Annotated in this window: 21 protein-coding genes and 3 tRNA genes; 11 read left to right on the top strand and 13 right to left on the bottom strand. The window is 31.6% G+C overall.

Annotation, left to right across the window (positions count from 1 at the left end; translation table 11 throughout):
- Positions 1-17 precede the first annotated feature (17 nt).
- From SULAZ_RS03790 to metF, 3 genes are all read right to left on the bottom strand, one after another.
- Positions 18-1,700 (bottom strand): IS200/IS605 family accessory protein TnpB-related protein, encoded by a 1,683-nt coding sequence (locus SULAZ_RS03790; protein WP_012673909.1) that lies wholly within the window; start codon positions 1,698-1,700, stop codon positions 18-20.
- A gap of 178 nt (positions 1,701-1,878) precedes the next feature.
- Positions 1,879-2,715 (bottom strand): hypothetical protein, encoded by an 837-nt coding sequence (locus tag SULAZ_RS03785; RefSeq protein WP_012674896.1) that lies wholly within the window; start codon positions 2,713-2,715, stop codon positions 1,879-1,881.
- Between the two features lie 113 nt (positions 2,716-2,828).
- Positions 2,829-3,704, bottom strand: coding sequence for a methylenetetrahydrofolate reductase [NAD(P)H] (metF, locus tag SULAZ_RS03780; RefSeq protein WP_012674867.1), 876 nt, complete (start codon positions 3,702-3,704; stop codon positions 2,829-2,831).
- 88 nt (positions 3,705-3,792) lie between these two features.
- Here metF and SULAZ_RS03775 point away from each other — a divergent pair.
- The 3 genes from SULAZ_RS03775 to SULAZ_RS03765 all read left to right on the top strand — a co-directional run bounded on the left by SULAZ_RS03775 (position 3,793) and on the right by SULAZ_RS03765 (position 4,065).
- Positions 3,793-3,865 (top strand) — tRNA-Lys (locus SULAZ_RS03775).
- 15 nt (positions 3,866-3,880) lie between these two features.
- A tRNA-Glu gene (locus SULAZ_RS03770) sits at positions 3,881-3,955 on the top strand.
- Positions 3,956-3,992: 37 nt separating this feature from the next.
- Positions 3,993-4,065, top strand: a tRNA-Val gene (locus SULAZ_RS03765).
- Positions 4,066-4,320: 255 nt separating this feature from the next.
- Here the strand turns inward: SULAZ_RS03765 and SULAZ_RS03760 are convergent.
- Entirely contained in the window at positions 4,321-4,545 is a 225-nt protein-coding gene (locus tag SULAZ_RS03760; protein WP_012673893.1) for a Sec-independent protein translocase subunit TatA/TatB, read from the bottom strand.
- A gap of 14 nt (positions 4,546-4,559) precedes the next feature.
- Positions 4,560-5,027, bottom strand: a complete 468-nt coding sequence (locus SULAZ_RS03755; protein WP_012673753.1) for a peroxiredoxin — start codon at positions 5,025-5,027, stop codon at positions 4,560-4,562.
- Positions 5,028-5,161: 134 nt separating this feature from the next.
- On the opposite strand from SULAZ_RS03755, the gene SULAZ_RS03750 reads away from it, so the two are divergent.
- From SULAZ_RS03750 to dnaA, 5 genes are all read left to right on the top strand, one after another.
- Positions 5,162-6,712, top strand: coding sequence for a 2-isopropylmalate synthase (locus SULAZ_RS03750; RefSeq protein ID WP_012674346.1), 1,551 nt, complete (start codon positions 5,162-5,164; stop codon positions 6,710-6,712).
- The gene (locus tag SULAZ_RS03745) at positions 6,713-8,008 is read left to right on the top strand and encodes a M23 family metallopeptidase (RefSeq protein WP_012674742.1); all 1,296 of its coding nucleotides are present in this window, start codon (positions 6,713-6,715) and stop codon (positions 8,006-8,008) included. It begins immediately after the preceding gene.
- Positions 8,009-8,665 carry a fructose-6-phosphate aldolase gene (gene fsa / locus SULAZ_RS03740; protein WP_012674127.1) on the top strand — a complete coding sequence of 219 codons (657 nt, stop codon included), beginning with the start codon at positions 8,009-8,011 and terminating at the stop codon, positions 8,663-8,665.
- Between the two features lie 2 nt (positions 8,666-8,667).
- A complete protein-coding gene (locus SULAZ_RS03735) occupies positions 8,668-8,955 on the top strand; it encodes a DUF2103 domain-containing protein (protein ID WP_012674955.1) in 288 nt (95 codons plus the stop codon).
- 137 nt (positions 8,956-9,092) lie between these two features.
- Positions 9,093-10,421, top strand: coding sequence for a chromosomal replication initiator protein DnaA (gene dnaA / locus SULAZ_RS03730; RefSeq protein WP_012674858.1), 1,329 nt, complete (start codon positions 9,093-9,095; stop codon positions 10,419-10,421).
- Here dnaA and SULAZ_RS03725 read toward each other — a convergent pair.
- Genes SULAZ_RS03725 through SULAZ_RS03715 form a run of 3 tightly spaced genes read right to left on the bottom strand, consistent with a single transcriptional unit; the run spans position 10,408 to position 12,736 of the window.
- Complete coding sequence (locus SULAZ_RS03725; RefSeq protein WP_012674158.1) at positions 10,408-11,256, bottom strand: hypothetical protein; 849 nt, start codon at positions 11,254-11,256, stop codon at positions 10,408-10,410. The genes dnaA and SULAZ_RS03725 overlap by 14 nt on opposite strands.
- Positions 11,253-11,831: a hypothetical protein gene (locus SULAZ_RS03720; protein ID WP_012673726.1), complete on the bottom strand. Its 579-nt coding sequence runs from the start codon at positions 11,829-11,831 to the stop codon at positions 11,253-11,255. The genes SULAZ_RS03725 and SULAZ_RS03720 overlap by 4 nt, the downstream gene beginning before the upstream one ends.
- A complete protein-coding gene (locus SULAZ_RS03715) occupies positions 11,828-12,736 on the bottom strand; it encodes a branched-chain amino acid transaminase (protein WP_012674541.1) in 909 nt (302 codons plus the stop codon). Before SULAZ_RS03715 ends, SULAZ_RS03720 begins: the two co-directional genes overlap by 4 nt.
- Before the next feature lie 117 nt (positions 12,737-12,853).
- On the opposite strand from SULAZ_RS03715, the gene rpsU reads away from it, so the two are divergent.
- From rpsU to SULAZ_RS03700, 3 genes are read left to right on the top strand one after another with little or no spacing between them, the layout of a single operon-like run.
- Positions 12,854-13,048, top strand: a complete 195-nt coding sequence (gene rpsU, locus SULAZ_RS03710) for a 30S ribosomal protein S21 (protein ID WP_012673621.1) — start codon at positions 12,854-12,856, stop codon at positions 13,046-13,048.
- A complete protein-coding gene (locus SULAZ_RS03705) occupies positions 13,049-13,495 on the top strand; it encodes a GatB/YqeY domain-containing protein (protein WP_012674366.1) in 447 nt (148 codons plus the stop codon).
- Between the two features lie 15 nt (positions 13,496-13,510).
- Positions 13,511-13,954, top strand: a complete 444-nt coding sequence (locus SULAZ_RS03700) for a CvpA family protein (RefSeq protein ID WP_012673978.1) — start codon at positions 13,511-13,513, stop codon at positions 13,952-13,954.
- On the opposite strand, the gene hypF is transcribed toward SULAZ_RS03700, so the two are convergent.
- The 5 genes from hypF to SULAZ_RS03675 form a co-directional block, all read right to left on the bottom strand.
- On the bottom strand, positions 13,942-16,185 hold the full coding sequence (gene hypF / locus SULAZ_RS03695; protein WP_012674316.1) for a carbamoyltransferase HypF: 2,244 nt from the start codon (positions 16,183-16,185) through the stop codon (positions 13,942-13,944). The two genes, SULAZ_RS03700 and hypF, sit on opposite strands and share 13 nt — an antisense overlap.
- Complete coding sequence (locus SULAZ_RS03690) at positions 16,178-18,154, bottom strand: Kae1-like domain-containing protein (RefSeq protein WP_012674547.1); 1,977 nt, start codon at positions 18,152-18,154, stop codon at positions 16,178-16,180. The genes hypF and SULAZ_RS03690 overlap by 8 nt, the downstream gene beginning before the upstream one ends.
- Complete coding sequence (locus SULAZ_RS03685; protein ID WP_012674267.1) at positions 18,155-18,697, bottom strand: HyaD/HybD family hydrogenase maturation endopeptidase; 543 nt, start codon at positions 18,695-18,697, stop codon at positions 18,155-18,157.
- A gap of 65 nt (positions 18,698-18,762) precedes the next feature.
- The gene (locus SULAZ_RS03680) at positions 18,763-19,464 is read right to left on the bottom strand and encodes a cytochrome b/b6 domain-containing protein (RefSeq protein WP_012674801.1); all 702 of its coding nucleotides are present in this window, start codon (positions 19,462-19,464) and stop codon (positions 18,763-18,765) included.
- Complete coding sequence (locus tag SULAZ_RS03675; RefSeq protein WP_012674350.1) at positions 19,457-21,193, bottom strand: nickel-dependent hydrogenase large subunit; 1,737 nt, start codon at positions 21,191-21,193, stop codon at positions 19,457-19,459. Before SULAZ_RS03675 ends, SULAZ_RS03680 begins: the two co-directional genes overlap by 8 nt.

Here is a 21,193-nt window from a genome sequence, read left to right as displayed (position 1 = left end):
TGGTAAACCAAAGTGTTTTATAGATTCATACACTCTGGGCTGGGGTATTTGTATTCCGCCTTATTCAGATGCAAGCTATCCCCAGCTGGCGGTATTTCGCTTGCATCATAGCCCCTACCCCAAGAAGTAGGAACTATCCCTAAATCGTGTTTCAAATCTTCTATTGCCTCTTTGGTTTTGAAACACGATTTATTTACTACCCTATCCCAATCCCCTTCTACCAGTATTGGCTTTAAGGGTGATAAGTCTCTACTTAAAGACTTACCCAGAATAGGGATAGTAAGGGCTACCTTTACAACTTGCCACAGTTTATAACTTGTCCAATACAAGCCCCTCATCTGTTCCTTCCTTAGGTTGACAGTATCTTGGGTCTGTGGCTCACTGTAAAGGCTTTGGATTATCCTTATCTGTTTACTTAAATCGTTTATATTTTTTATTATTGGTTTTCTTTTATACTGATTGTTTTCTGTTTTTAACTTCTCTTGTGTTTTTTGTTTTTCTTCTTGTAGTCTTTCTATTGCAAAGTTTAAATACTCTCTGTCTGTTATTAGTTTTTCGTAATTCTTAGGTAGTTTTTCTTTAAATCCTAATGCTTTTCTTCCTATTACAAATGCTCCTGCTATATCTTTGTCTAAACTATACTGTGGTGCATACTTTAATGACCCTACTATTGATGTATATGCTGGATTTACTTGTATTACTTGTATTCTCTTTCTTTTGGTAAGTATTTTTATCTTGTCTAACAAGCCTTTGTATATCCATTGTTGTTTTATTTTTCTCAGTTTCTTACTCCCATCTCCTTTACTACCTTTTGGTATGTCTTTTAAGTTTTCTATTGCTATTGCCTTATTTCTTTCTTTAGCAATGTCTGTTATTTGGTGTGCTATTTGCCAAGATATGTATTCTCTTTGGTTTTTTGTCTTGTTTAAAAGATTGTGTAAATATAATTTCTCTATATTTTCTAAATTGCCATCTTTCTTTACAAAAGCCATTGCTATGTGAAATGGATTTGCGTTTATGTCTATCCCTATTACTCCGTTGTCTTTTGTTATTATTGGTTCTTCTGTCTTTATTTCTTCGTAGCTTATAAATGCGTAGAAATCGTTGTTTATCTTTCTAATCTCTACTGAGTATGGGAAGTACTGTTTTGTTTGGTTTGCTTGTATTAGGTCTGCTATGAAGTTAGTCCATTTATCGTTTTGTCTGTATACTGTTCTTTTTATGTTTGCTTTTATCCAGTTTCTTTCTCCTGTGTTTATTCTTAATATTATTTTATCTTTCTCAAATTCTATTCTTGTATTTAGGTTTCCTTTTTTAGATTTATCTCCTCTTGAGTATAGGCAGTGCTTTCTTCTATCTTGCCATTTTTGTTTTAGTTTTTCTCTGTATTTTCCGTTTATGTGTTTGTTTTTAAGGAGTTGAAATAGTCTTTTACCTCCAAATATAACTTTTTTAGGATTTTGTTCTCTTTCTATACAGCTGTTTATTAGCCACTTTGCTTTGAATATTGCATCGTCTATATATCTTGAGTTTATGTTAAACATTTTTTGTAAATCTTTTTTAAGGTCTTTTCTTGAGTGTCCTTCAAGTAGTCTGTTGTATGAGTATTTAAAGCAGGAAGAGAATTTTCTCATTAGGTCTATCAATGTTTGTTTGTCTTTTTCGTTTTCAAAAGTTAGTTTACAGTGTAGTGTTATCATTTTCTTTTCCTGTAAACACCTTTTAAGTTTTTTATAGTTAAGAGTTTTGGTTTCATAATAATTACTATTATACTATTCTTTAATAGTTTCTGTTAACTGTTTTTAACCTCCTATATAAAAAGTATAAATAATTATAACAGAGCTTTTATATACGTTGAGTGAGAAATTAATGCCATAATTAAACCTCACAGTACCTGAAAAAGCTATAACCTATTGCATAAGCATACAAATATGAAAGAAGCGTTATACCTTTTCTCCATCTGCTAAGAGCGTTAAATTGTTTTAACCTTGAAAATACGCTCTCAATAATCTGCCTTTGAGCTTTATCCTCTTTTGTCTCACATACGATAACATTCTCACATCCTCTATAGCCTTTGTCTCCTATTACTTCAAAAAGGCTTATAAGTCTTTTAAACCAAATACTAGTTTTTGCTCTTAACCTAAAAGATTTAACTTCATGATAACTTGCTGGATGAAACCAAATGTCATAAACTCTTCCCTTTGTATCACAAATTATCATAACAAGCACTCCATAGTATATCTCTTCAAATTTTACTCTTTTTTTGTAGTGTTGACTGTATAGATTTCTTTTTCTTCTTACCCAAAACCTCTTTCCATTAAATCTCTTTATTCTCTGGGTTTTTGCTCTGTTTACATTAGCTACTGGAAGTATTGTACCATCTACTATAAGCCTTGGTTTTTTATTAGATACCAAAACTTCTATAATTACAGACAGTATTCTCATTTGTAGATATATTCTAAGCAGTTCGTATATTCTTTTAATTCTTGATTTTCTGAATATGTGATAAGACTTTATAGAGTCATCAATAAATTGTCTTGCTATTTTCAAAACAGGCATTCCAGTTATGTATGATAAGATGAAAACTGCTGCTATTTCTTCATCGGTAATTTTTGGTTTTCTACCAGCATTAGATTTAGCTGTATTCTTATAAAAAGAAACTTTAAATGATTGAAAATTTTTGAGAAGTATGTTATAAGACTTTTCCAGTTGCATTTTTTGACCTCCCAAAAGTAGTTTGGGTATATTATAACCCGAGCTACTTTTGGCTTTTTATTAGAAATAAAATTGAAAAAATGAATTTCTCACTCAAGGTAAAGTATAAATAATTATAACAGAGCTTTTATATTATTATAAATTTTGATAGTTGCATCTGACTTATTCAATGTGTAAAAATGTAAGCCCTTTACGCCATTTTTCAATAAGTCTTCACATTGTTTTGTAGCAAACTCTATACCTATTTTTTTAGTTTCTTCTGGATTGTCTGCATACTTTTCAAAGAGTTTTACCACATCTTCTGGTATGGTAGCACCACATAAAGATGCAAACTTTCTTATCTGATTGAAGTTTGTAATCGGCATAATACCAGGAATAATGGGAATATTTACGCCAGCTTTTGTACATCTATCTAAAAAATCATAAAAGTAAGAGTTGTCGAAAAACATCTGAGTAATAGAAAAATCAGCTCCAGCTTCTACTTTTTGTTTAAAGTAGTAAATATCCCTTTCAAGGTTTGGACTTTCTGGATGCCCTTCCGGATAAGATGCTACAGCTATACAAAAGTAGTCTCCGAAGTTATCTTTAATAAGAGATACTAACTCAAATGCATGTTTACAACCATCTAAAGGAATATCTTTTTTATCAAAAGACAGAGGTATATCTCCCCTAAGAGCTAATATATTTTCAATACCAATATTTTTGTAATCTTCTAAAATCTGTTTGATTTCTTGTTTTGAATGTCCTACACAGGTCAAATGTGCCATAACTGTAAGGTTTGTTTCTTCATGAATTTTTTTCACAATATCTCTTGTCTTTTCCCTTGTACTTCCTCCAGCTCCGTAAGTGACAGATACAAAAGTAGGGTTTATAGGTTTTAATTCCTCAATAGTTTTAAACAAAGAATCTTCTAACTCTTTTGTTTTTGGAGGAAAAAATTCAAAAGATATAGATACTTTCTCCTTTTTTAATTTATCTACGATTTTCATGTAATAACCTCACAAAAGTTTTCCATCTATTGTAATAAAACAGTTGCATAGAATCAACTAATGTGGTATATTATTGATCTGTAGTTGTGAGTCGCTAGCTCAGTCGGTAGAGCACCGGTCTTTTAAACCGGTGGTCCTGGGTTCGATTCCCAGGCGACTCACTTCAAAAAGAATATGGCCCCATCGTCTAGCCTGGCCTAGGACACCGGCCTTTCACGCCGGCGACACGGGTTCAAATCCCGTTGGGGTCATTTTTCAATCATATCCTTTCTTAATAATTCTTTTTTTGGTCGGTTAGCTCAGTTGGCAGAGCACCTGCTCGACACGCAGGGGGTCAGAGGTTCAAGTCCTCTACCGACCATTTTACTCATTAAAACTTTATTTTAAAATTAAAAATTCGCCCTTAGATATTTAGCTATATCTATCAAGAGTAGAAATTTTTAAAAGAGTGAGGAAGTTTTCTCTTTGTTCCAAATGAACTTTTCATCATTGATGATGATACATTATTTCAACATCTTTATCAAGTAAACTAGAAGAAAAATCTTTACCTTCAGCTTTTAAAGAAAAAGCCACTAAGAATAATAAAAATAAAATTATTGAATGATTAAAAACACTTTTAAGTTTTTTCTTCTACTTTTTCTTTTTTTACCACCTCAGCTTCTACTTCTTTTGGTTTAATCACTTTTTCTTCTTCTTTCTTTTCTTCACCTGAAAAAGCCTGCTTGAAACTTCTTATACCTTCGCCTAAACCTCTTCCTATCTCTGGAAGTTTTTTGGCTCCAAAGAGTAAAACAAGTATTCCAAATATAATAAGTAACTCTGGTAATCCTATTGAACCCATTTTAAACCTCCTAATTAAATTTTTTTAAGTTTTTTAATTTCTTCTATTATCTCATCAACAGACTCTTCTATTCTTTCTGGTTTCCAAATTTTTACTATATAACCCTTTTCATCAACAAGTATTCCTGTTCTTATTATCTTTTCTTTCTCTATTCCATTTACGTCAACTTTCTCATATGCTCCTAACCCTTTTATAACTGTTAAAGTTGGATCTGAGAGAAGCTCAAATGTTATATTGTAATCTGATTTAAATTTTCTATGGACTTCGATTGGGTCTTCACTTATTCCAACAACAATCACTCCTAAAGAGGCTATTTTTTCTAAGTTTTCTTTAAATGGGCATTCAGATCTGTTACATCTAAACTTTTCATCTGTTGGATATATGTATACGAAAATAGGTTTACCTTCCCCTAAAAGTTGATTTAAAGACACTTTCTTTTCTTCTGCATTAAATAGCTCAAAATTTTGGATTATTTTTGCCATATTTATTCTCCTTAGCTTACTTTACTGATAAAATTTTAACACAAAGACAGAGAAAAGCAAATTCCTTGATAAATAGTTTTTATGGTATCATATTTTTTCTTATTAAGAATTACTTTTAAATTGTGGAGGACACTATGGAAAAGTTAATTATATTTGATACAACTTTAAGAGATGGAGAGCAAGCTCCAGGGTTTTCTATGACTGTTGAAGAAAAAGTAAAGATGGCTTTACAACTTGAAAAGTTGGGAGTAGACGTTATTGAGGCAGGGTTTGCAGCTGCTTCAGAGGGAGACTTTGAAGCCGTAAAAAGAGTAGCAGAAGAAGTAAAAAACGCTATAGTTTGTTCATTAGCACGGGCATTACAATCTGATATAGATAAAGCTGGAGAAGCACTTTTAGCAGCTGAAAATAGAAGAATACATACATTTATAGCAACATCTCCAATTCATATGCAGTACAAATTGAAAATGACACCAGACGAAGTTGTAGAAAGAGCTGTTGCAGCTGTTAAATACGCTTTAAAATACACAGATGATGTTGAGTTTTCAGCAGAGGACGCTTTTAGGTCTGAGAGAGAGTTTTTATATAGGGTTTTTGAAGCTGTTATAAAAGCTGGAGCTAAAACTATAAATGTACCTGACACAGTAGGTTATGCCATTCCAGAAGAGTTTGGACAGCTTATAAAAGATATAAAAAATAATGTTCCAAATATAGATAAAGCTGTTATAAGTGTTCACTGTCATAACGACCTTGGTTTAGCAGTAGCAAACTCTTTGGCAGCTGTAAAAAATGGAGCAAGACAGGTTCACGCTACAGTTAACGGTATTGGAGAGAGAGCAGGAAACGCAGCTGTAGAAGAAGTAGTAATGGCTATAAAAGTTAGACACGATTACTTTAAAGGAATTTACACTACTATAAACACTAAAGAGATATACAAAACAAGTAGATTGCTCTGTAGAATTACAGGAAGTTTTGTCCAGCCAAACAAGGCAATCGTAGGGGACAACGCCTTTGCCCACGAAGCTGGAATACATCAACACGGAATATTAGCCCACAGAGAAACTTACGAAATAATGAGAGCTGAAGATGTAGGAGTACCTAAATCAAAAATAGTTCTTGGAAAACACTCAGGAAGACATGCATTTAAAACAAGACTTCAAGAGTTGGGATACACAAACCTATCAGATGCGGAGATAGACTCATTGTTTTTAAAGTTCAAAAAACTTGCAGACAAGAAAAAGGAAGTGTTTGATGAGGATATAGAAGCGTTGATATTAGAAGAGTTTTCATTCTTTGAAAACGAAGTTAAGGTTAGCTACTTCCATGTAGTAAGTGGAGACAACGTTATACCTTCTGCAACTGTAAAAATAGAAAAAGACGGAGAAGAGATAATATCTACAGCTTCGGGTGATGGGCCTATAGACAGCGTAATTAACGCTGTAGAAAAGGCAATAGGTATAAAAGGTAAACTCTTAGATTATACAATAAGATCTTTATCTTCTGGTAAAGATGCTATGGGAGAAGTTAGAGTGTTGGTTAAGTTTGATGATACAGATTACGTTGCTTCTGGAAAGGGAACATCAACAGACATTATAGAAGCAAGTTTAAAAGCTTACGTCGACGCTTACAATAAATACACTGCAAGAAAGGCATTTTTAGAAAAGAGGATATCTGAAGGAGTGTAGATGAGGAAGTTATTTGTAATCTTATTTTTTATAGTAGTCTTAGGTTTAGCTTACTTTAGCGGAATTATTAATTTTTCAAAACCGACAGTAGAATATAAAGGTTTAAATTCTATAGGTAGTGAAGGTATTGTTGATATTTATGTAAAAGATGAAAAACCGGGATTGAAAGATGTTGAAATCTTTTTAAAGCAAGGAAACAACGTCATAAAGATATACAGTAAAAATTTAGACGGTAAAAAAGAGGAAGAAATAAGATTAAAAGTAAATCCTAAAAGTTATGGTCTTTTTGAAGGAAAAGCAGTTTTGATGGTGCAAGCTGTAGATAAATCCTTACTTAAAAATAAAACTGTATTAGAAAGAGAGATTAACATTGACCTTACACCACCTGTTATCTCAATACTAAACTACACCCAAAATATGATTAACGGTGGAACTGGATTTGTTTTTCTCCAAGCAAACGAAGAACTAAAAAGTGTAAATGTTAACGTAGGTGATGTTAACTTTAAATGCTTAAAGATAAACCAAACATATGTCTGTCCTTTTAGTATTCCTTACCACTTTGAAAGTGTAAAACCTATAGTACTAAACGCATCAGACTACGCAGGAAACACTGTTAATCAAGGATTAAAAATAAATGTAAAATGGATTAACTATGCAAAATCTATCTTAGATATAGATGATAACTTTATACAAACAAAAGTAAAACCATTATCAGATAAAGACTTTAATAATCCAGTTGACCTTTTCAAATACGTAAACGTAGAAATTAGAAAAAGAAACGAAGATTTAATTCATAAAAAAGCATCAGAGTGTAAAAACTTAAAACCTACGTTTGAGGGAGAGTTTACATATTTAGAAAACTCGGCTAAACTTGGTGGTTTTGCTGATTATAGAAAGTATAGATACAACGGTCAGATAATAGAAGGAGCAGATGCATATCATAAAGGTTTTGACTTTGCTTCTGTAAAAAATGCAGACGTTAAAGCTTCTAATAATGGAGAAGTCGTTTTTGCAGGATTTTTAGGTATATATGGAAACAGCGTGATAATAGATCACGGTTTATGTGTCTATACTCTTTACTCCCACTTAAGCCAGATTAACGTTAAAGAGGGACAAAAAGTGGTAAAGGGACAACTTATAGGGAAAACAGGAGCTACTGGTTTAGCCGTAGGAGACCATTTACACTACGGAGTTTTGGTAAACGGTATAGAAGTAAACCCTGTAGAATGGTTTGATATAAAATGGTTAAACACAAGATTTTACGATGTATACAAAACAGTAGGAGGTGCAAGGTAGATGAAGTTTTTCATTGATACAGCAGACATAGAAGAGATAAGAAAGGCAAACAGTTTAGGATTTTTAGATGGAGTTACCACAAACCCTACATTGATAGCAAAAACGAAAAGACCATTTATGGAGGTTGTTAAAGAAATTTTAAGTGAAGTTCCCGATAAACCCGTAAGCCTTGAAGTTGCAAGTACAGACTATCAAGGAATGGTAAGGGAAGGTGAAAAGTTAGCAGAACTTGGAAAAAATGTAGTAATAAAAATACCTATGACCGTCGAAGGGTTAAAAGCTGTAAAATACTTTGAGAGTAAAGGTATTAAAACAAATGTAACACTTGTTTTCTCACCGGCACAAGCACTACTAGCTATGAAACTTGGAGCTTCTTACATATCACCTTTTGTAGGTCGTTTAGATGATATAAGCCATACAGGAATGGATTTAATAAGACAGATAAAGACAATAAAAGAAAATTACTGCTTCAAATCAGAGATAATTGTAGCATCTGTTAGAAATCCGATACATGTTCTTGAATCTGCAATAATAGGAGCAGATATAGCCACTATACCTTACAACGTAATATCTCAACTTGCAAAACATCCTTTAACTGATATAGGATTAGAGAGATTCTTAAAAGACTGGGAAAGTGTACCAGAAAAACCTTTTTAATAATGAAATACAGAAAAAAAGGTATTAAAAGAGAACATTCAATAATAGAAGATTTTGAAAAAGACCTACAGACCCTCGTTGAAGAGGGTCTTATAAAATCAGCAATTCCAGGTAGAATATACACAAGCCCAAAAGCACAAAGTGGTAAAAAGATAATAACTTACCAGTACGACACAGAAACAGGTGCAAAACTACTCATGAAGAAAGGTTCAACAGTTCAGGAAGTATTTGTAATTACAGAGAGAAGGCAAGAACTAAAAGAATATCTAAAGATCAACTATATTATATAAGTCATTGATATTAAGATGTTTTTTGTGTAATTAATTAATTTTACCACAAAATTTTCTATTGTCAAAAAATTTTTACTATTATCAATTAAAAATTTTTAATATAATTTAAACCCCAAAAATAAATTAAAAGGGATAAAATGGAAAGCAAGGAAATCTTTAAAAACAAAATATGGATGAATGTCCTTGCCGATTTAAAAGAGAAAGTAGATGAAAACACATATTCACTACTTTCCGGATTAGACTATGTAGAACTCAAAGAAAACAGCTTATATATATATACTCCAGACAATGTATACAAAACTTGGATTTTAGCAGATTTATTAGAGGATATAACTTTATCCGCCAAAAAAGTTATAGGACAAGACGTTAATATACAAGTTATTTCATTAAAAGAGATAAAAAAAGAAGAACAAAAACGAGAGGATGAAAACTTCTACGGATACTTAACTTTAAATCCAAAATTCACATTTAAAAACTTAGTTATAGGTAATCACAACAAAGTAGCATACCAGTCATGTATAGCTGTAGCAGAAAATCCTGGAAAAATATTTAACCCACTTTTTATTTATGGAGACGTTGGTCTTGGAAAAACTCATATGTTACATGCTACTGCGTACCATCTACTAAAAAGAAATCAAAACGCAAAGATAATATACACAACAGCAGACACTTTTGCATCTGAGATGTTTTCTTACATTCAAAAAGGAATGATTTTAGAGTTTAGAAAGAGATACAAGGACGTAGATTTACTACTAATGGACGATATTCAATTCTTAGTTGGTAAAGAAAGAACTCAGATAGAGTTCTATCACATATTTAACATACTCTACACCGCAGGAAAACAGATTATACTATCATCAGACCAACCGCCAAATAGCCTTAAAGGTATAGAAAAAAGATTAATAAGTAGGTTTAACAGTGGCTTAATTGTAGAAATAACAAAGCCAGATTTAGAAACAAAAGTGAATATAATAAATAAAAAAGCCAGTGAGTACGGCATAGAAATACCTAGAGAAGTTGCTATCTTCTTAGGTAAGATAGTCAATTCAAGTGTTAGGGAACTTGAAGGAGCTGTTAAAAGATTGAAAGCATACTGTGATATAATGGGTAAACCACTAAACCTTGAAGTGGCAAAAACAGTTTTAAAAGATGTTGTAGAACTTCAAGAGATTAAATCTATTTCTGTGGATAGTATTATAGATGAAGTTTGCAGCTACTTTAAAATTGATAAAAAAGACTTACTCAGTGATAAAAAAAACAAAAATCTTGTTATGGCAAGACAGATAGCTATGTATCTATCAAAAACACTAACAGAAGAACCTTTATCTTCACTGTCCACATACTTTAAAAAGAAAAACCACTCAACTATCATCAGTGCTTGTAATAAAGTAGAAGAGACAATGAATAAAGATAGAAAGTTTAAATTAATAGTTGATTTTCTAAAAGATAAACTTATTGCATCATAAGGTTAATTATTTCATCTTCTTCAAGGAGAAACTCTTTGTACATTACAAGTAAACGAAAATTATCAAACTTTTTACTAAAAATGTATCTAAAACCAAGTATTTTATTTATCTCTTCGTTTATATAAAGTCTGTCTTCACAAAGTCTTTCTTCTATAATACTACAGTCAATATCACAGCCGTACTTATAACATTCTTTATCTTCTTTATTGTATAAAACAACACCATCTGCATTTAATATATTGTATAAGAAGCTACCGAAAAACTCTGGAGAAATCTTACCTTTTTTAAAAAGTCTTAAAGTTGTAGAAACTTCATAGTATTTCTTATAAAACTCTGATTTAGTTTTACATCTTAAATACTCTAAATAATTTTCCTGAGCGATAGAAGTTTTCTCTTGAATTAACTTATTTAAACCTTTATAAAAATAAATATTTTTCAAGAGAAACAAATTTAATCCGACAACAAAGGATAGATAGAAAAAATCGTAAAAGTTTGTTTGGTAGAAATTATAAGCCACAACGGGTATAGATAATAAACTTAGGAAAAAACTTCCTTTTATGTTGTTCTCAGGAATTAAGAGAATATAGTAAAACAGTGAGAAATAAGCATTTCCTGTTGCATAAGAAAAGTAGGTAAGCATAACAAGGTCTAAAGTATAAACGAAAAATTTCCAAAACTTATGTTGTAAAAGTGGACTCAGTAAGAAAGATCCTACAACATATGCTAAAATCAAAGATAAAAGGGGGTATTTATAATCGTAATCAAAAAGATAAACATATCCAGCTAAAGTTAGGGATATTATTATTTTTAAAGCTAAATTTAATTTGTATATCATATTCTATTTATAAAATCCATTAAAAATGCTAAAGGTTTATTTATCAAGTAAGGAGTATAGTAAACTTTATCCATCTTATCTGTGAGTATATAACTATCATCTTTTAGAAAGAGTATAGTTTTTACATTTGGTTTATACTCGGTCTTAATATTTCTTATAATTACATCTACACCTGAACTTTTCGAAGAATTTACAACTTTTTTAAAATCTTCTTGTAAAAAGTTATATAACCCTATACAGTTGTATCCAGAACCAGCATTTTCTAAATCGATATTGTAAAGAATATCATCTAAATCTAAAGAAGAGTTATAAAAGTCAACAAAGAAATCTTTTTCCTTTTCAGAGTATATAAATACTCTTATCCTAAATCCTTTAGGCATTCTAACGTTAAAAAATCTATTTATCATCTCTTTAAGAAGTTGCAAGGAGGAATATTCAATAAGACTATCTGGATTTGATACAGGCATGGAGATAGTTGTGAATTTTTCTCCATATCCTATATCACTGTAATAGATACCTCTTCTAACTTCTTTAAATTTTAATATATTTTCTAAACCCTCTAAAACGTTATTCACTTTATCTCAACGACCCAATTTTTATATTTTTCTACTTTTCCTCTTACTGCGTCAAAGTAAATATCTTTTATCTTTTTGGTTATATCTCCTACAGTGCCGTTACCTATTTTTCTACCGTCTATCTCTATAACTGGTGATATTTGAGCTCCTGTCCCACAGAAGAATACCTCATCTGCTACGTAAAGCTCAGTTCTTGAAATACTTCTCTCTATTACAGGTATTCCTAAATCAGTTGCAATGTCCATAACAGCTTTTCTTGTTATACCTTCAAGAATATCATCGCTAACAGGAGGAGTTATAAGTTTTCCATCCCTTGCTATAAATATATTTTCTGCACTTCCTTCAGATACAAAACCATCTTTATTCAATACAATAGCTTCCTCTGCACCTGATAGTAAAGCTTCTGTTTTTGCAAGAGCACTGTTTACGTAAGCACCTGTAACTTTTAACCTTGGTGGAATCATATTATCGTTAAGTCTAACCCAAGATGAGACTTTTGCTTTAATACCTTTGTTTGTGTCTATGTAATCTCCAAGTGGAAGTGTGTATATAGCAATCTTTGCAGTATAACCGATTAACTTTGGACCTATTGCAAGGTCTGAAAAGTAAACGATTGGTCTGATATAAACATCTTCTTTATGGTTATTTCTTTTTACTAACTCCTTAGTTATCTCTACTAACTGGTCTATACTTTCTTCAATCTCCATATTTAGTATTCTCATATTTTTAAAAAGTCTTTCGTAATGCTCTTTAAAAAATAGACCGTACATGGTATCATTTTCTTTGTTGTAGTAAGCTCTTATTCCTTCAAATACAGCTGTTCCATAGTGAAAAGAGTTTGTTTTGATACTAATCTTTGCCTCTTCTTCTTCTACAAATTTATTTTCAAAGTAAACTATAGCCATACACTTCCTCCTGATTTTTGTTAAAAAATTTTATCATTTTAATATTTGTGTTGCAATTTGTTTTTAAAAAGGTTAAAATATTTTGTATTAATTACATTTTAGGAGGTATAAAGGTTAATGGCGACGGTTTTAGTAGAAGGAGATTTTGAAAAAGCATTAAAGAAGTTTAAAAAGATAGTTGAAAAAGAAGGTATTTTAACAGAGTATAAAAGAAAGGAGTTTTACGAAAAACCATCTGTTAAAAGAAAAAGAAAAGAAAGAGCTGCAAGAAAAAGATTAATAAAGGCACTAAAGAAAAAAGGGTTGCTATAAATGGCTGAACTTTTCAAGAAGCTCCAAGAAGAGATGAAAGCCGCAATGAAAAGTGGCGATAAAGATAGATTATCTACTATCCGAATGTTAATCTCTGAAATCAAAAAAGTTCAGATAGATTCAAAAAAAGAACTTTCTGATGAAGAGATTGTCTCAATTCTTCAAAAGTACGTAAAACAAAGAAAAGAAGCTTACCAACAGTACTTACAAGCTGGGAGAGAAGATTTAGCAAATAAAGAACTTAAAGAGATAGAAGTAGTACAAGAGTTTTTACCTCAACCTCTTTCAGAAGAAGAAATCAGTAAAATAGTTGAGGAAACAATCAAAGAAGTTGGTGTAACTTCTGTTAAAGATATGGGAAAAGTTATTAAAGCTGTGATGGAAAAAGTTAAAGGAAGAGCTGAAGGAGCTGTCGTAAGTAAAATAGTTAAAGAAAAGTTAAGTTAATTGCGAAAAATAATTATGCTCGACTTTATACTTGTTTTAGCTTTTTTATACTTTCTACTACTTGGCATTTACAGAGGATTTTTAAACCTTGTTTTTAAATTTGTTGGATTTTTTAGCGGTATCTTTATAGGTATTGCTTTTTACAAACCTTTTAGTAGTATACTTTCTTCAATTTTTTCTGCAAGTTCATCTGTAGTAAACTTTCTATCATTTTTACTGATTATCCTTGCTGTAGTAGGCTTTAGTTTAATAATTGAAAAAATGTTAAAAAGATTTATTTACAAGAAAAAGTATGTTAAGTTAGGAGATAGAGTTTTAGGTGGCGTTTTAGGGATTTTCGTTTTTATCACCTGTATTTTATTTTTAGCTAACTTAAAAGAGAAAAACGAAATTGCAAACACTCTTTTATCCAAATCTCAAATCGTTTCATTTATCTCTAAAAGTAATTATAAGAATTGATTATGTATAACTTGACCTAAAGATATTCCTCCATCGTTAGGAGGTACGTTTTTATGATAGAGAAATTTCTTCTTAATATCTTCTTCCATCAAAAGATTTAACAAAACTTTATTTTGAAAAACTCCCCCTGAAAATCCTACTGGCAGGTCAAACTCTTTTGAAACATCTAAAATAATCTTGATAAGTGTATTTATAAATCTTGAAACTTTTATAGGTACTTCACTTTTGTCGTATATTAAATCTACAAAAGTACTATCGTAATTTATTAATCCGTTCTCTATTTCGTATGAGTAATGGTCTTTTACAGTATAATCGTAAAACTTTTCCATTATCATACCAGTCTGTCCTTCGTAAGACAAAGTCTGGCGTATATTTAACAATGATGCCACAGCATCAAAAAGTCTTCCAACAGAGGAAGATAATGGGCTTTTTAATCCTTTTTCCCATATAGTGTAAAAGCTTTCTATCTGTTTTTCAGAAAATTCTTTTAAGGGTGGTAGTTTTAAACTTAAAGCATCTTTTCCAAAAATTTTAAACAGGATTGATAGTGCTACTCTTCGTGGTTCTTTTACTGCTATCTCTCCACCTAACAGTTTGAAGTAGTCAAAATGAAATACTCTATTAAACCCTGTGTAATCACAGACCAAGAACTCTCCTCCCCAGAGGTTGCCATCAGTCCCGTATCCTGTCCCATCCCAACAAATAGCAAGTATTTTCCCATTTTGAAAATGGTTATCAACCATGAGAGATAAAGCATGGGCATAATGGTGTTGAACTTGTAGTAGCTTTAAATTGTGTTTAGATGTAAATTCTTTTGCCCATTTTGTCGAGTAGTAAAAAGGATGTAAGTCCGACACTACAACACCGGGGAAAAAATCGTACAACTCAAAGAATCTACTTATAACCTCTTCAAAATTTTGCTGAGAAGATAATGTTTCTAAGTCACCTATATGTTGGGATATATAGGCTTTATCATCTATTCCTAAGGCTATAGTTACTTTTTGGTGTCCTCCTACTGCTAAAACTTTATTTTTAAGTCTAAAGGGCAATTTAACTGGAAGGGGTGCGTATCCTCTACTCCTACGTATAAAAAACATTTTATCTTTAACGGAAAAAACTACAGAATCATCTACTCTGTTTTTTATCTCTCTGTTGTGAATAAGAATGTAGTCCGTAAAATCTGAAAGTTTCTCAAAGGCTTCTTCGTTATCTTTTACAATAGGTTCATCAGAAAGATTTGCAGAAGTCATTACAAGAGGCTTACCTACGATTTTTAAAAGTAGATGATGGAGGGGAGAGTAAGGTAAAAAAACACCTATTCTATCTATACCAGGAGCAACTTTCTCTGATAAATCAGTATTTTCTTTCTTTTTTATTAAGACTATCGGTTTTTCTGCAGAATTTATTAAAATTTCATCAAAATTAGAAGGATCTCCGTATACTTTTACAGTTTCTAAATCTTTAAACATTACTGCAAATGGTTTTTCAAATCTTTTTTTTCTTTCTCTCAATGTAGAGACAGCTGTGTCATCTGTAGCATCACACACGAGATGGAATCCGCCTATACCTTTAACTGCAACTATTTTCCCTTCAAGGATTAAACTTCTTAGTATTTCTATAGCCTCTAACGACTTTGCTATAAGTTGCTTATCCTTTGTATAAAGGGAAATTTCAGGACCGCACACAGGACAGGCATTTGGTTGAGCGTGAAACCTTCTATTTGATGGGTCTGTGTACTCTTTTTCACATTCAGGACACATTTTAAACTTTTTCATTGTGGTGTTTTCTCTATCATAAGGGAGCTTTTCTATAATTGAAAATCTGGGACCACAGTTTGTACAGTTTATAAAAGGATACATGTATCTTCTATCTGATGGGTCGTACAATTCTCTTAAACATTCATCACACGTGGATATATCTGGAAGTATAAAAACGTTTTTTTCAGTATTAGAATTACTTTCTAAAATTTTAAAGTTTTCGTAATTTTTTAATTCTTCAAAAAATTCTACAGATTGGGAGAATATGTTGGCAAGTCTTGGTTTTTCATTATGTATAGAGAGAATAAAATCTTTTATAACCTTTTCCTCTCCTTCTACCTCAATAATTACACCTTTACCGTCATTCAGTATAAACCCCCTTAATCCATACCTTTTAGCCAAGTTGTAAACAAAAGGTCTAAAACCTACTCCTTGAACAGCTCCAGTAAGTTTTATAACAGCCCTCTTAATCAATAAACATTCCACCTAAAACAAAATTTTCATGACTAACAGGAAGCAATGTATTTGTAAATACATTGTATCTACTAAGGTGTTTTAAAATTCTACCTGTCAAAACTGTATTACTTAAGAAGTCTCCTGTAATAACTACATTATTGGTGTTAAACTTAGTAGATATCTTACTTACTTGATTTTCTATAAATTCTGAAAAACTTTCTATCATTGAAAAAGAGATTATTTTTTCGTTATCTCCTGCTAATCTATAAGACATTAAACTAGCCAATGCCTTTTGCCAGTCTATATAGAAAGACCCCTTATCTTCTCTAATTACAAAATCTACCATAAGCCCTCTTGAAATTTTAAAATCTAAAGCATTGCTTTCTATCGTATCCAAGTTACCTATATTAAGGATCTTTCCTATAATGTTAAAGATAGGTTCAAGACCATAAGAAAGTTCTAAATATTCATTTAAATAGTTTTTTTCTAAGTTAATTTTAAACTTTTCTGCATATCTTTTTACTAATCTATCATACTCTGGTAATAGATTTGATATTTCGGATAAAACTAAAGATACAGTTAGGTCTTCATTTTCTGATGATCTTAAAGGAAGTACTTTTATAAGAGGTTTTATATCTGTTTTTTTTACTGCTATTACACTTTCAAATCTTTTTGAAAGATATATACAAACAGCTTTCTCATCAAAAAGGTTATGTTCTGCTATAACAGACATTATAGCAAGTTTATAAGGATCATACTTATCCAGACCTTTTATTTCATCTTTTTCTTCTAGATTTTGAATTTTATCTACTTTATCTATAAGGTACTCATTTTTACCTACTTTTGTACAGCCCAAACCTTTATATTTAACTGTTTTTTCCACATCTTTATCTATCTTCAAAATACAAGGAAATAATCCTTTTTCTCCTTCTAAGACTAAAGTTTTACCTTGAACAATGGCTACTTTGAGTTCTTTTTGGGGATTTTCTATTTTTATATCAAAATCTATTCTACAATTTTCATGAGAATGACTTTCATCGTTTACAAAAACATAATCTATCCCTTTTTTCTTTAAAAAATTACTTAATGACACAATGAGAGGATCATCGGGAAATTTAAGGTACCAAAAGTTTAAATTAATATTCTCTTTCTTAGAAAATTCTTCCTTAAGCTGAAGTTTTACTGAAGGCTTTTCTATTGAAGCAAGTAATCTCACTTCTTTGTTAGAAAGGTATGCAATATCACTTATCTTTTCCGGATTTGTTATTAAGATGTAAGAATTTGGTTGAAAATGTTTACTAATTGATTTATAGCCATTCAAAGTTTTTAATAAGATATCTTTACCGTTTTCTATGTATTCTGCGACCTTTAGAAGTATATTCAAGTTTGATTGGGGATTTAAAGATAATACTTCTTCATTGTCCTCATAGAATGATACAGGTATAAAACATTCGTAACAAGATGTTAAAGGGTACTTGTATCTAAAACTAAATTTAGAATCATACTCTTGTTGACAATTATCACACATTTGGAAGTATTTAAAAATCGTATTTTTTCTATCAAAGGGATAATAAAAGAGGTAACTGTACTGAAAGCCACAAAAACTACAAGATATAAAAGGGTACAGGTATCTTTTACTATTTGGATTTAGAAGCTCCTGAGTGCAAGATGGACAAAGACCGTAATTTACTGGCAGTATATTCAAAGTTTCATTTTTAATAAAGAAATCTTCATTTGTAATTTCTTCTTCTGAAATTTCAACAGATGCATCACTCATAAAAAAAGATACGGGAAGTTTTGAACCTAACACTTCCATAAATGTTTTTACTTTATCTTCATTTGAAGATATTACAATCTTTATTCCTTCCAAAGTTCTTTCAACATAGCCCTTTATACCTTCCTTCTCTCCAATTCTTTTTATTAAAGGTAAAAATATATCGTTTTGATGTGGGTATGGTATTTTAATCTCTAAGGTAATTTCATCCATTTAAAAACTCCTTACGTCGTTATATGATCCTATAAAATCAATAACAACATCTTGAAGGGATTTACTGTTTATTTTTTCATACTTAACTCCAAGACTGTCAATTTCTTTAAGAACAAGGTTTATGAAAGACTCAAACACTTTTTCTAAAGATGAAGTTAATCCTATTTCTGTTTTTGTTATATCTTCTGGAACTATACCTAAAACAACTACTTTTGCAGATTTACCTCCTAATGCTGCAAGATCTATCATTTGAAGTACTTCAACCTCGTGGGCTGTTTGATGATAGGACGATAGACTTGCAAGGTTTTCTCCTTCTATCCTATAGATAGATCCTGCTTTATCGTTAACAGAGATAACATCAAGTAAAATCACATAATCGTAATCTTGAAAGTACTCAATAAGTTTAAAACCTCCTGTTCCTCCATCTATCAATTGTATTTCAGGATCGAACTTGTAATTCTGTTGCAGATATTTAACGGCAAAAACACCAAAACCTTCATCTTTAAAAAGTATGTTTCCTACTCCTAAAACTGCTATCTTCATGATTTACCTCAAAAATAAAAGGAAAGTAGGCCATTAATAAGCCTTACTTTCCTTTCTATGTATTTCTACTCCTTAACTCTCTTAAATTTATAACCGCCAAAAACTATAGCAATATCTCCTTCTTTCCAGAATATAGTTCTCCAAATCTGATAGTAGATATGGAACATTACCCAAGCAAGGATTAAATACATTGTAAAATGGTGAACCAATCTAACTCCGGCAAGTCCCCCAAATACCCATAAAGTCCAATCAGTTGCAATGTGAAGAAGCCATGGCCACCAACTACCTATAGAAGAAAGACCACTTTCTAAACCAGCAACGTACATCTGAAATCCTGTAAATAACATTAACACTAACATTAGATGTAAAACTGTAAACCAAACAACATTAAAGCTATCAGCATGAGAGCTATCAAAATTTTTTCTTCTGTTTAGAGTTATGAGATTTAGGAAAACTTCTTTAAATTCGTTAATATTTTGCCTATTTGGTATTAACTTATAAGCATACCTTTCAAAGTTACTTCTAAAATATAGGTATGCTATAACTATAGAAACAATATCCAATAAAAGAGCGGCCATAAAATGAAAAAATCTGTTATAAGCCATAACAAATTTATAAGCTGCTGGTTCTGATATTAAAGCCTGATAGTAAGGATTGGCTATGTAAAGACCTGTTATTACAGCTGTAATAATACAAAAAACATTAGTCCAGTGTATTATTCTCATTGTAACAGTCATTCTTTTTACAGGAACAATTTTTTCAGACATAACACATACCTCCAGACACTGGATCTATTTTATACTGTGCAATTTCTCTACCCTTTGTATCTATTACGTGCACAGCACATGCTATACAAGGGTCAAATGAGTGTACTGTTCTCAATATTTCTAATGGCTGATCCGGGTTAGAAAGCGTTATATTTGAAACTAAAGAGCTTTCGTAAGCACCCATTCTTCCTTTGTAATCTCTTGGTCCTGCATTCCAAGTAGAAGGTACAACTGCCTGATAGTTTGCAACTTTTCCATCGACAATTCTAACCCAGTGTCCCAACGCACCTCTTGGAGCCTCTGATAATCCATAACCTTTCAACTCTTTCCCTTTCGTTAATTTGTCATAATCAAACTTTGTCCATGTATCAAGATTTCCCTTTGCAGAATTAGATGCAAGCTGATCTATCCATTCTATCATTACATCGGATATCATCCATGTTTCTATAGCTCGGGCAGCGGTTCTTCCTACCGTTGAAAAGAGTGCTTGAAGAGGTAATCCAGCAGCTTTTAAAGCTTTATCTACATAGTTTTTAATTCTCTCATTTCCTGATGCGTATCCAACAATCATTCTTGCAAGTGGTCCAACCTCTACTCTTATATCATCGTATATAGGAGATTTTATCCAGGAATACTTTTCATTAACTTTTAATAAACCATTTTCATCAAACCCTGTATAATTAGGATTTGTTTGGCCATCAAAAGGATGTAATGGTTTGTCTGTATTTTCATACTTGTACCAACTGTGGGTGACATCTTCTGTAATCTTAGATTGATCGAAAGGAATAACTTTTGTTAAATCCTTATTGACTACAACTCCTGGTGAAAATAGAAGCTTAGCCTTATAGTGCGGATTATCGTCTAACGGAAAATCTCCATAAACAAGGTAGTTTCCAAGACCAGCTCCTACACCGTTTAAAGCCTCATCTTTGTAAACTTGACCAGCCATTATAATATCAGGTATATAAGCTCTCAAAACAAAGTCTCTTGATTTTAAAAGTAGTTCTTTAAATAACGATGCTCTTGCAGGGTTTTTAATATCTTGAACACACGTTACACCACCTACCACTATTGATTGTGGATGAGGGTTTTTACCACCATATATCGCCATCATTTGAGCCATCCATCTTTGAGCTTCCAAAGCTTCAAGATAGTGTGCAGTTGCTATCAGGTTCTGTTCAGGAGTGAACTTGTATGATTTGTTTCCCCAGTAGGCATTTGCAAAAGGTCCTAATCTTCCAGATTCTACAAACTTTTTAAGTCTTTCCTGTATAGCTTTATACTGAGTTGGTGAGTTGTACCAAGGATTTTCCGAGTAATTTTCTGCCTCTTTTGCTGCTTTGTAAGGGTCTGCTTTTAAAGCTGAAACGATATCTACCCAATCAAGGGCATGTAAATGATAAAAATGAACAACGTGATCGTGAAGATATAGTGAACCTGCTATTAGATTCCTAACCAATCTTGCATTTGTTGGAGGAGTTATACCTAATGCGTGTTCAACAGCTTTTATACTTGTCCAGTAATGTGCACCTGTACAAACACCACATATTCTCATAGCTATAAGTCCACAATCTCTTGCATCTCTACCTTTGAGAATCGTTTCTATTCCTCTCCACATAGTTGAAGAGCTGTAAGCATCTACAACTCTATTATTTTCATCTAAAACTACTTCTATTCTAAGATGTCCTTCAATCCTTGTAATTGGGTCTACTACTAATCTTTTAGACAT

This window comes from Sulfurihydrogenibium azorense Az-Fu1 (assembly GCF_000021545.1).
GTDB classification, from domain to species: Bacteria; Aquificota; Aquificia; order Aquificales; family Hydrogenothermaceae; genus Sulfurihydrogenibium; species Sulfurihydrogenibium azorense.
Note: the sequence above shows the minus strand (reverse complement) of the source record. Positions and strands in the feature narration are given on the sequence as shown.

What these genes read in the sequence shown, in the direction of transcription:
- dnaA (WP_012674858.1), top strand. Translation starts at nt 9,093, where the DNA reads ATGGAAAGCAAGGAAATCTTTAAAAACAAAATATGGATGAATGTCCTT.
- SULAZ_RS03785 (WP_012674896.1), bottom strand. Translation starts at nt 2,715, where the DNA reads ATGCAACTGGAAAAGTCTTATAACATACTTCTCAAAAATTTTCAATCA.
- SULAZ_RS03675 (WP_012674350.1), bottom strand. Translation starts at nt 21,193, where the DNA reads ATGTCTAAAAGATTAGTAGTAGACCCAATTACAAGGATTGAAGGACAT.
- SULAZ_RS03790 (WP_012673909.1), bottom strand. Translation starts at nt 1,700, where the DNA reads ATGATAACACTACACTGTAAACTAACTTTTGAAAACGAAAAAGACAAA.
- SULAZ_RS03685 (WP_012674267.1), bottom strand. Translation starts at nt 18,697, where the DNA reads ATGAAGATAGCAGTTTTAGGAGTAGGAAACATACTTTTTAAAGATGAA.
- SULAZ_RS03690 (WP_012674547.1), bottom strand. Translation starts at nt 18,154, where the DNA reads ATGGATGAAATTACCTTAGAGATTAAAATACCATACCCACATCAAAAC.
- fsa (WP_012674127.1), top strand. Translation starts at nt 8,009, where the DNA reads ATGAAGTTTTTCATTGATACAGCAGACATAGAAGAGATAAGAAAGGCA.
- SULAZ_RS03715 (WP_012674541.1), bottom strand. Translation starts at nt 12,736, where the DNA reads ATGGCTATAGTTTACTTTGAAAATAAATTTGTAGAAGAAGAAGAGGCA.
- SULAZ_RS03760 (WP_012673893.1), bottom strand. Translation starts at nt 4,545, where the DNA reads ATGGGTTCAATAGGATTACCAGAGTTACTTATTATATTTGGAATACTT.
- SULAZ_RS03705 (WP_012674366.1), top strand. Translation starts at nt 13,049, where the DNA reads ATGGCTGAACTTTTCAAGAAGCTCCAAGAAGAGATGAAAGCCGCAATG.
- rpsU (WP_012673621.1), top strand. Translation starts at nt 12,854, where the DNA reads ATGGCGACGGTTTTAGTAGAAGGAGATTTTGAAAAAGCATTAAAGAAG.
- metF (WP_012674867.1), bottom strand. Translation starts at nt 3,704, where the DNA reads ATGAAAATCGTAGATAAATTAAAAAAGGAGAAAGTATCTATATCTTTT.
- SULAZ_RS03745 (WP_012674742.1), top strand. Translation starts at nt 6,713, where the DNA reads ATGAGGAAGTTATTTGTAATCTTATTTTTTATAGTAGTCTTAGGTTTA.
- SULAZ_RS03735 (WP_012674955.1), top strand. Translation starts at nt 8,668, where the DNA reads ATGAAATACAGAAAAAAAGGTATTAAAAGAGAACATTCAATAATAGAA.
- SULAZ_RS03755 (WP_012673753.1), bottom strand. Translation starts at nt 5,027, where the DNA reads ATGGCAAAAATAATCCAAAATTTTGAGCTATTTAATGCAGAAGAAAAG.
- SULAZ_RS03680 (WP_012674801.1), bottom strand. Translation starts at nt 19,464, where the DNA reads ATGTCTGAAAAAATTGTTCCTGTAAAAAGAATGACTGTTACAATGAGA.
- SULAZ_RS03725 (WP_012674158.1), bottom strand. Translation starts at nt 11,256, where the DNA reads ATGATATACAAATTAAATTTAGCTTTAAAAATAATAATATCCCTAACT.
- SULAZ_RS03700 (WP_012673978.1), top strand. Translation starts at nt 13,511, where the DNA reads ATGCTCGACTTTATACTTGTTTTAGCTTTTTTATACTTTCTACTACTT.
- SULAZ_RS03750 (WP_012674346.1), top strand. Translation starts at nt 5,162, where the DNA reads ATGGAAAAGTTAATTATATTTGATACAACTTTAAGAGATGGAGAGCAA.